Source organism: Dolichospermum sp. LEGE 00246, assembly GCF_015207865.1.
Taxonomy (GTDB): domain Bacteria; phylum Cyanobacteriota; class Cyanobacteriia; order Cyanobacteriales; family Nostocaceae; genus Dolichospermum; species Dolichospermum heterosporum.
In genome coordinates this window covers 1-9097 of sequence record NZ_JADEWA010000204.1, presented here as the reverse complement: position 1 = coordinate 9097, position 9097 = coordinate 1, and the positions used below count along the sequence as shown (strand labels likewise).

General features: G+C 37.2%; 9 protein-coding genes. 6 read left to right on the top strand and 3 right to left on the bottom strand.

What is annotated here, in order from left to right; all coding sequences use genetic code 11:
• The first annotated feature begins 301 nt into the window (after window positions 1–301).
• Genes IQ228_RS14335 through IQ228_RS14320 form a run of 4 tightly spaced genes read left to right on the top strand, consistent with a single transcriptional unit; the run spans window position 302 to window position 3305 of the window.
• A complete protein-coding gene (locus IQ228_RS14335; RefSeq protein WP_027401739.1) occupies window positions 302–607 on the top strand; it encodes a hypothetical protein in 306 nt (101 codons plus the stop codon).
• 34 nt (window positions 608–641) lie between these two features.
• Window positions 642–2012, top strand: a complete 1371-nt coding sequence (gene gntT / locus IQ228_RS14330; protein WP_027401738.1) for a guanitoxin biosynthesis MATE family efflux transporter GntT — start codon at window positions 642–644, stop codon at window positions 2010–2012.
• The gene (locus IQ228_RS14325) at window positions 2002–2433 is read left to right on the top strand and encodes an NUDIX domain-containing protein (protein WP_228043877.1); all 432 of its coding nucleotides are present in this window, start codon (window positions 2002–2004) and stop codon (window positions 2431–2433) included. The genes gntT and IQ228_RS14325 overlap by 11 nt, the downstream gene beginning before the upstream one ends.
• Before the next feature lie 5 nt (window positions 2434–2438).
• Entirely contained in the window at window positions 2439–3305 is an 867-nt protein-coding gene (locus IQ228_RS14320) for a protein kinase (protein ID WP_015078136.1), read from the top strand.
• 316 nt (window positions 3306–3621) lie between these two features.
• Here IQ228_RS14320 and IQ228_RS14315 read toward each other — a convergent pair whose 3' ends face one another.
• From IQ228_RS14315 to IQ228_RS14305, 3 genes are all read right to left on the bottom strand, one after another.
• Entirely contained in the window at window positions 3622–4620 is a 999-nt protein-coding gene (locus IQ228_RS14315; protein ID WP_027401736.1) for an NAD(P)-dependent oxidoreductase, read from the bottom strand.
• 22 nt (window positions 4621–4642) lie between these two features.
• Window positions 4643–6193, bottom strand: coding sequence for a PfkB family carbohydrate kinase (locus IQ228_RS14310; protein WP_027401735.1), 1551 nt, complete (start codon window positions 6191–6193; stop codon window positions 4643–4645).
• Between the two features lie 225 nt (window positions 6194–6418).
• Complete coding sequence (locus IQ228_RS14305) at window positions 6419–6892, bottom strand: SIS domain-containing protein (protein ID WP_370566896.1); 474 nt, start codon at window positions 6890–6892, stop codon at window positions 6419–6421.
• On the opposite strand from IQ228_RS14305, the gene IQ228_RS14300 reads away from it, so the two are divergent.
• Both IQ228_RS14300 and IQ228_RS14295 read left to right on the top strand, forming a co-directional pair.
• Window positions 6882–8306 carry a glycoside hydrolase family 13 protein gene (locus IQ228_RS14300; protein WP_193963267.1) on the top strand — a complete coding sequence of 475 codons (1425 nt, stop codon included), beginning with the start codon at window positions 6882–6884 and terminating at the stop codon, window positions 8304–8306. The genes IQ228_RS14305 and IQ228_RS14300 overlap by 11 nt on opposite strands.
• Window positions 8307–8315: 9 nt before the next feature.
• Entirely contained in the window at window positions 8316–9056 is a 741-nt protein-coding gene (locus IQ228_RS14295; protein ID WP_027401730.1) for an HAD-IIB family hydrolase, read from the top strand.
• Window positions 9057–9097: the final 41 nt, after the last annotated feature.

The following is a 9097-nucleotide window of genomic DNA, read 5'->3' as shown; positions in this document are numbered from 1 at the left end:
TCTGTCGAGTGGAAAAACCTCTTAGAAGTCATTCTAAGACCACGATGAAGCAGAAAGTAAACACCAAAATTATCGCTGTCCAGATGTGTCTAGATTTTGGTAATTTTGGGTAAGTTTTATAGAACGGAAAAAGATTGTTACTAGTACTTACGCACTGTACAAATTAACCATGATGTGCATGAACGAAAATCCGTCGTTTCAGGCTTTTGGCGATTAACAATCCCCTGTTTTACCAAAAACATCAACCCCAAATGGCAATAACGGGGGGCAAATAGATTCTGTTGAGGATGGCACCCCAGCTATGGTAACACCAGAACCAGCAGAGGAAGTTGTTAACAACGCGTTACAGAGCGCGTTTGTTGGGAATGGCACACAGATAGATCCAGTTTCAGGAAAACCACTGCTTCAAGGTAGTAATAATGGGTGGATAAGTGGCTTTGTTGATAATTTAATACCGGATACTGAAATACCAGAACCTGCACTCCGAAGTGTTAATTATGGGCAAGAAAATACCTTTGTTGACAATTCTACTGCTGATGAGGACTTAAGAATCGAGGAACTCAAGCGGGTAACAAATTCGTCTATATCTCGACTCAACTCGGTCTAAAATCCAACCAGTAAGCTAAATACTGAATTAACTCATGAACTTAACACGAACAGAACAGTATGACTTTCTCCCTCGTTTCTACCGTCTTGCGATCGCCAATATTCTTTCAAACCTGATGATTCCTCTAGCGGGTTTAATCAGTGTAGCTTTTTTGGGTCATCTGCAAGAAATTGATGCCTTAGCAGGGGTTTGCATAGCTAATATCTTGTTTAACCTCGTCTATTTGATTCTTGAGTTCTTACGTATGGGAACCACTGGGTTAACCGCTCAAGCTGTGGGGGCAGATGACCAAGAGGCTGCACTGCTAGTGGGACTACGCAATGGCTTAATCGCCTTGGGATTAGGTATCGTACTGTTAATTTTGCAGTATCCTTTGCGAGAGGTAGGTTTTTCGCTCTTGAGTGCTGATATTGATGTTAAAGCTGCCGGCATTGACTATTTCAATGCTCGCATTTGGGGAGCGCCTGCTGTTTTACTGAACTTCGTTCTCATTGGTTGGTTACTGGGACGAGAGGAGAATAGTAAGGTTGTGGTACTTTCAGTTATTGGCAATGCAGCCAAGATAATTTTAGACTACTTATTTATTATTCAATGGGGTTGGAATAGTGTAGGGGCTGGAGTATCTCAAGCATCTAGCCAATACTTAATGTTGTTTATCGGCATCCTTTTAGCTAGTCGGAAAGTTCAGTGGCAAGAAATCCGCGCAGTTAGCCCACAAATCATGGATTTTTCAGAGTTGAAAACTATGTTGGCTCTCAATAGAGATATCTTGATTAGAACTATAACTGAGATGTCTGTCTTTACTATTTTTAGTAATCTAAGTGCCATGATGGGAACGATACTCTTTACCCAAAATTCTTTATTAGGACAGATAACACATCTAAATGTTTACTTAACTAACGGAATGGGATTTGCTACCGAAACCTTAAGCGGAAACTTGAAAGGTAAAGATTCAAAAGAGAAATTGTTACCCTTGCTGAAAGTTTCAGTTGCCAGCAGCTTGTTGATAGGACTCACTGTAGCTACAATTTGTGTTTTCTTTCCCCAGGCTGTCTTTGGCATATTAACCAACCATAGGGAAATTACTGAACATATTGATACCTATATTTGGTGTTTATGCTTCATACTTATATTCAATTCTGTTGCCTCAATGCTGGAAGGATATTTCTTAGGATTAGCCGAAGGGAAAATTGTTCGTAATGTCAGTTTGATCTCTGCTAGTTTGGGATTTATCCCATCAGTTATAGCAGCTTGGTATTTTCACAACAACTATCTTTTATGGCTATCCATTATATTATTTATGTTTGCCAAAATGGTGACAATGTTAGTTTATTTACCAAAATCTTTGAGTAGTGATACTGGGGTTAATGCAATTTTTTTGACAACTATTAAAAATGAAATTTGAAATGAGAGAAGCACCAGGGGCTGACATAATTATTCTCAACAGTCAGCAGCAAGTTTTACTTGTACTTCGAGATAATAAAAGCTCTATTCCTTTTCCTAATACTTGGGCATTCCTGGGAGGATATATAGAGAAAAATGAATCTCCAGAAGCAGCTATTCGTAGAGAATTAGTTGAAGAATTGGAACTAAAACTCGATGAAGTTAATTTTTTCAAGTCTTATTTTTGGGAAGAGTGTGATGAACACATTTTTTGGACTCGGCTGGATTTAGATATTTCTCAAATAACCCTACACGAAGGACAAAAATTAGCCTATTTTAGTCGAGAGGAAATTAATCAGCTTGAATTTGCCTCTCACTATGATCAAATTCTGGCTGAGTTTTTTGATTTCTTAGCAATTAGTTTAAAATTAAGTATTGGTTAAAGCTAATGAAAAATTCAATTGCAGAAAATTTAAAGAATACACTACCAACAAATATCGCTCAGGGATTGGAAAGTGCTTTAGCTTATTTACCTGGAGGTAAAACAGCAACAATAGAAAAACCCCAATCAGAAGGATTATTTAATCATATCTTATTGATTACAACAGCCACAGATCGCTGCGTTTTTCGTGCCAGACGGGATATTTCCACTGAAGCTGGTGATGCTTATATGCAGTATATGTATGAAGCCACTGGCTTTATCCAAAATGGCGGTTCTTTTAAACTCAGAAATATTGGAGATGAAGTTGATTTTATCAAACGGGCATTAGCTGTCGGCTTACCAGTTCCTAAATTAATCCATGCAGATCAAGATTGGATGCTGATTGAATATGTAACAGGGAAAACTTTGTTGGAATTTCTAGAAACTGGAGAAGTCAAGTTTTTGCCGAAGGTTCTACAAGAAATGAATTTAGCTCACAGACAGGGAATTATTTATGCTGATCGCTGGACTGGGAATGAAATGATTGATACCCAGGGAAATGTGCGAATGATTGATTTTGATATTGAATGGTTTTATCAAGGAGGTAATGATGGTACTCTGGAAGCATTAGAAATGGCATGGACTATTTTTAATGCCATGAGAGTAACTAGCAAACGAGATGAATTATTAACAATAGTAGAAACGGAAGTTTTACCATCATTAAAAGCATGGGGTTATGAAATCTCCAAAATGAAACAATTTATTGAAGGTTTATGCAAGTTTTATCTTGACCCCAATAAGCCCGGTAATCAATGGTCTTTACCAAAAAGTTTGTATGTGGCAATGGCTAAACCAGCGAATCGCTTGATTGCGATGTTTACTGAAGCTGATTAAGGGACTTCCAATTAAAAAAATACCCAAAAATTTCTTGTGGTGCGGGACGAATTGCCCGCTAATCATCAAGGACGGGCAGGATGCCCATCCCACAAAATTGGGTAATTTATTTTTTGGTGTTCCCTAAAGAAGATGGTGGACTTTTACAAGATTACGAAAAATATAGATGTGTAGGGTTTTAGCAGCGCTCATTGGTGCCAACTTAAGCTCAAATCCCTACCACATCTAGTTCCTAGTCTCTGACTAGGAATGCAGTTGATGAGGCTCGCCTGTTCCGTTTAAAACCCTCCCTACAGATGATTGTTTGGGGTAAGTTTTACCGGAAATTAATTTCTTTCATTACTTTCACGTTATAGTAACGAGTATCTGTGAGAGAATCGGGAATTTGATTAGCTTTAAATGCTGCTGCTAAATCTTCGATCGCTTCCTTTATAGTATGTGCAGGGACAAATCCCAGTTCTTGCTTAATTTTTTCTGAAGAAATATGGTATGAACGCAGATCGTCGGTGGGTGTAGTCATAATTTCTACAGATTCTCCCACTACTTGACGGGTCATCTCGGCAATTTCCATCAAGGTATGATTTTCATAGCCAGCGTTAAATATTTTACCGTCAATCGCTTCATCTGACCATTGTAGAGATTTTAGATACAGATCGGTCATATCTTCAATATGGATATTGGGACGTTTTTGCTGACCACCAAAAACTGTAATTTTACCATTATTAATTGCGTGGTTAGTGAGAATATTCACCACTAAATCTAGTCGCTGACGGGGGGAATAACCGCAGACTGTAGCAGGACGCAAAACTAAGGTAACAAAACCTGGTTCTCGTTTACTCAATAAGACTTCTTCGCATAAAGCCTTATAACGAGAATAGTCTGTTAAAGGCATTAAGGGTAAGTCTTCTGTGACATTTTCTATTTCTTTGATGCCGTAAACACTGGAGGAAGAAGCATAAATAAACCGCTTCACTCCGGCATCTTTGGCAACGTCTACTAAGTCAAAAAAGGCATCGTAATTAATCGAACGGCCTAAGTCTGGATCTAATTCAAAGCTGGGATCGTTGGAAATACAAGCTAAATGAATGACAGCATCACATCCTGGCATGATTTTTTCTAGAAGTTGGCGATCGCGGATATCGCCTTCAATCTCTTCTAAATGAGGATGATCTTTAACGGCATTTAATACATCTTTGCCATAAAGATACAAGTCTATTACCTTAACTCCATATCCAGCTTGCAGAAGTTTAGGAACTAAAATAGCTCCTACATAACCAGCACCGCCGGTCACTAAAACTTGTTGAATTGGATTCATTGATTTACTCCTTAATTATCTTTTAAAATGTGGAAATTGTTTTAGCAAACTTTAATAAGCGTCCCTTGTCTACAGGCTTTTCATTTCCTAAAACATTGGCAGTGATCGCTCCGGCCAAATTTCCTAAAAATGATCCTAACTGCACAGGCAAATCTAACTTAGCACTCAAACTGGCTAGGGCAAAAAAGGCATCTCCAGCCCCGGTGGTATCTTTGACTTGTTGTGTCATAGCCGGAGTAATTTCCATCTCTCCATGAGTATTAATTCCCAAAGAACCAGCAGATCCTAAAGTTAACCAACCTTGTTGCGCCCCTAAATAATATTGCAACCGTTTTAGTAACTCTTCTCGATTACCATAACGATTAGAAAATGCCAGACGAATTTCCTGTTCATCTACACAAAATGTATCGGCTCGCTTATATTTACTAATTAGGTTATAACCGTAATTAGCACTATTAGTTTGACAGTTTAAGGCTAAAAATGGTGCTTGTGATTGAATTAATTCAATTGCCTCAGCATCAATTAATCCATGACCATAATCCGCCAAAACCACTAAATCGCAGTTTTTTAACAGTTTTTCCCAAGCATCTAAAAGTTTTTCTCGTTCTTGGGGTCCTAGTCCTTCTTCGTCTATGGAATTAATCGCAAATAATTGGGTATAACCCTTGGTTTTCCCTTGTTGTTCAATATAACGACACTTTGTTACTGTAGAATAGTTTTCTACACAATGTAAATTAAGATGCAGCGTACCATCAATATGATTAGCAATCAAATGATGTACATCTGGTTCATCACCAATGGTACTAGCTAGGGTGACAGATTTGGCAAAACTACTGAGATGGTTAGCGATCGCAAAAACTCCCCCCAAATGTTGTTCTTTTTTCACAAAGCGGGTTGATGGCGCTCTTCCTTTTGAGGTTAATCCCTGAACTGTACAGTGAACAAACTCATCAATAATAATATCCCCCAACACCAAAACATTGAGATCCTGCATTGCTTCTATCGCATTTCTAATATCCTCAAAAGCATATTGTTGACTAAAATCATTGGCATAACGTTTTAATTCTGGAGGGATAACATCAAGATAATTATTAATCAGTCGTGTAGAGCTAAAAGTAATTTCTTGAGTATAGCGAATGTCACCTCCGTAAGCTCTTACTTGAGCGATTTCTTTATCAATATTGTGGGTTACATCTTTCTCTGTTTCCGCATATTCATCTCCCTTGCAGTAAATATGAGGACGCACTTTCTCAATTACTTCCAAAGCTGTGACGGCGGGAGTTAAAATTACATAATCAACACAAGCTAAAGCAGCTATAGAATTAACACGCAACTCATCAGAAAATATTGGTCTTCCTGGTCCTCGGTTAATATAAGGAGTAGCAGTTAGGGAGATTACTAATAAGTCTCCCATTGCTTTAGCCGCTTGTAAATGAGCAATGTGTCCGGGATGTAGTAAGTCAAATACCCCATTACAGAGAACGATTTTCCGTCCTTTTTGATGGTAGACAGTGAATACTTCTGCACAAGTTTCAAAGTCAATAATTTTTTCTCTATATATTTCTAATTGCATCTTTATTTCATTGCTAATCTTGGTACAAAAGTTCACAGAAAAATCGAACAATTCAGAACTAGAACATCATTATTTACTTGATGATTCTAGGTTTAGATATCTGACAATTTTTGAAGAAAGAGGTCTACAATTCTAGTTCTTGTCACATATATTTAATATGCAATCATTAAATCTTGTTGTTTACCACAGATAGAATTTCTTCTATATATAAATGGGATGAATATTTTAGGATGCTTTTAGTTCATTTAAACTGAGATAGTTATCCACATTTGCACTAGGTAAAGCACCTTCTACCAAGCCATCAATAATGCAGTGACAAATACATAAGTGCATGATTTCTGCAAAACCATAGGACATCGTGGGAACATAAAAATTTAGATGTCCAAGTTGACGTAAGGGGTTGTTAGGTTGAAAGGCTGAAAGTGTAATCACATGACAATTCATTTTTAGTGCTTGGTAAACACCAGCAAGAATATTTTGTGATTGTCCAGAACTACTAATTGCAAACAAAACATCTCCAGACTGAGCAAATGTAGAAATGGGTTTGCTAAAAACTTGTTCGTAGCCAAAGTCATTACTAATACAGGTCACCAAAGCACCATCGTTAAAGCAAATCGCGGGAATATTACCATTACGCCAGTAGTCAATAGCCTGATGACTAGCTACGGCTGCACTTCCTCCATTACCGATAAATATCACTTATCAAATATTTCCTGATCGCTTTTCTCGAAGTATTCCCACTGAACAAAAGTGGTTACTTAATATACCCTTAGAAGACTGGAATACTACTCCTACATTTCATGGTTATAAAGGCGGAAATCTTTGGGGAATAATTGAAAAACTAGATTATTTACAAGATTTAGGTATTAATGCAATTTACCTTAATCCTATTTTTACATCTGCCAGTAATCATCGTTATCATACTCTTGATTATTATCAAATTGATCCCTTATTAGGCGGTGAAGAAGCATTTACCAATCTCCTTAAAGAAGCTCATCATCGTAAGATTAAACTTATCTTAGATGGAACTTTTAATCATGCTAGTAGAGGCTTTTATTTTTTCAATGATATTCTCGAAAATGGACAAAATTCTCCTTGGTTAGATTGGTTTAAAATTACAGGTTGGCCTATCTCACCTTATGATAATTCTCGTCCTGCTAATTATGCTTCATGGTGTGATCTTCGTGCTTTACCCGAATTTAACACTAATAATTCAGGAGTGCGCGAATATATTATGCGTATAGGTGAATATTGGATTAAACGTGGTGCAGATGGTTGGCGTTTAGATTCGGCAGATTACATCAAAACTCCTGGATTTTGGCAAGAATTTCGGGAAAGAATCAAAGCAATTAATCCTGAAGCCTATATTGTGGGAGAAATTCCTATGAATGCAACTGAGTGGTTAGATGGCACACAATTTGATGGCGTGTCAAGTTTACCCTTTCTTAATGCTACCACTGCCTTTATTGTCGGCGATCGCCAGGTAAAAGGTCATTTTGCTGAATATGCACCACCACCACCAGCAGATGCGGCTAAATATGGGGAAGAAATTAATCAATTACTGCAACTTTATCCGTGGGAAATTCAATTAACTCAACTTAATGGTATTAATAATCATGATACAGCTAGGTTCATTGATGTAGCTGGAGGTGATCGCCCCAGTTTATATTTAGCAACGTTACTATTATTTACTTTTCCTGGCGCACCTTGCATATATTACGGCGATGAAGTCGGTTTAACTGGTGGTTATGATCCCGACTGTCGTAAAGGTTTTCCTGATAAAAAACAGTGGGATCAAGACATTTTAGAGTATCATCGTCAATTAATTAAACTGCGTCATAATTATGCAGCATTAAAAATTGGTGAGTATCAAACTTTATTTGCTCAAGGACAAGTTTACATTTTTGCGCGAATCTTACTAAAAGAAGTATTGATAATTGCGGTAAATGCGGGTAATGAAACAGCAGAAGTTAGTATTCAAACATCATGGCGATCACAACCTCATCAAGTATTATTGACCTATGGTTATGGTACAGTAAATTGGAATAATGAAGCAGCACAACCAAGTCTCAATTTTGCACTTACACCGCGCAGTGGGTTAATTTTAGGTTAATTATTTAAGATGAACTCTAATCACTCATTACTGTTAGCAACTGACCTAGATGGTACTTTTTTAGGTGGTACTCATCAAGAACGCTCTGAATTTTATCAATATATTCACAACCAGCGAGATCGTATTCTTTTAGTGTATGTCACTGGCAGAGAACTAGACTGGATCAGCAACTTCCTAGTTGAAAACCCCCACATCCCTAAACCTGACTACATCATTGGTGATGTAGGAACAACTATTGTAAATGGTAAAACCTTCGAGCCAATTTCTGCTGTGCAAGATTGGATAATTAAACAATGGGATAATGCCAACGAACAAGTTAAGAACCTATTAGCAAATGAACCAGGATTAAAACTACAGTCTGTTAATCCAGATTATCGCGTATCGTACTATTATGATTCTGCAATATTACAACCTAGCACCATTCAAAAAGTAATTGATGCTGGATTTGATTGCATTATTTCATCTTATGATATCTATTTTTATTTTGATGTCATGCCAAAAGGAGTTTCTAAAGGGCCAACTCTCCTTAAGTTTTTGTCCGAAATAAATTTTAATGCTAATAATACAATTGCTTGTGGAGATACTCTCAATGATTTATCCTTATTTGAAACAGGATTAAAGGGAATTGCTGTCGGAAACTCTGAACCAAGATTAATTGAGAAAATTCAAATAATGGAGAATGTTTATCATAGCCCTTATCCTGGAGTAATGGGTATTTGGGATGGTCTTAAAGTCTATGGCAAGGATTAAAAAATAATTAAATTTATCTAGTTTTTTTGGCTATCCTAGAC

Coding starts and splice junctions, on each gene's coding strand:
- IQ228_RS14335 (WP_027401739.1), top strand. CDS start 302: ATGGTAACACCAGAACCAGCAGAGGAAGTTGTTAACAACGCGTTACAG.
- gntT (WP_027401738.1), top strand. CDS start 642: ATGAACTTAACACGAACAGAACAGTATGACTTTCTCCCTCGTTTCTAC.
- IQ228_RS14325 (WP_228043877.1), top strand. CDS start 2,002: ATGAAATTTGAAATGAGAGAAGCACCAGGGGCTGACATAATTATTCTC.
- IQ228_RS14320 (WP_015078136.1), top strand. CDS start 2,439: ATGAAAAATTCAATTGCAGAAAATTTAAAGAATACACTACCAACAAAT.
- IQ228_RS14315 (WP_027401736.1), bottom strand. CDS start 4,620: ATGAATCCAATTCAACAAGTTTTAGTGACCGGCGGTGCTGGTTATGTA.
- IQ228_RS14310 (WP_027401735.1), bottom strand. CDS start 6,193: ATGCAATTAGAAATATATAGAGAAAAAATTATTGACTTTGAAACTTGT.
- IQ228_RS14295 (WP_027401730.1), top strand. CDS start 8,316: ATGAACTCTAATCACTCATTACTGTTAGCAACTGACCTAGATGGTACT.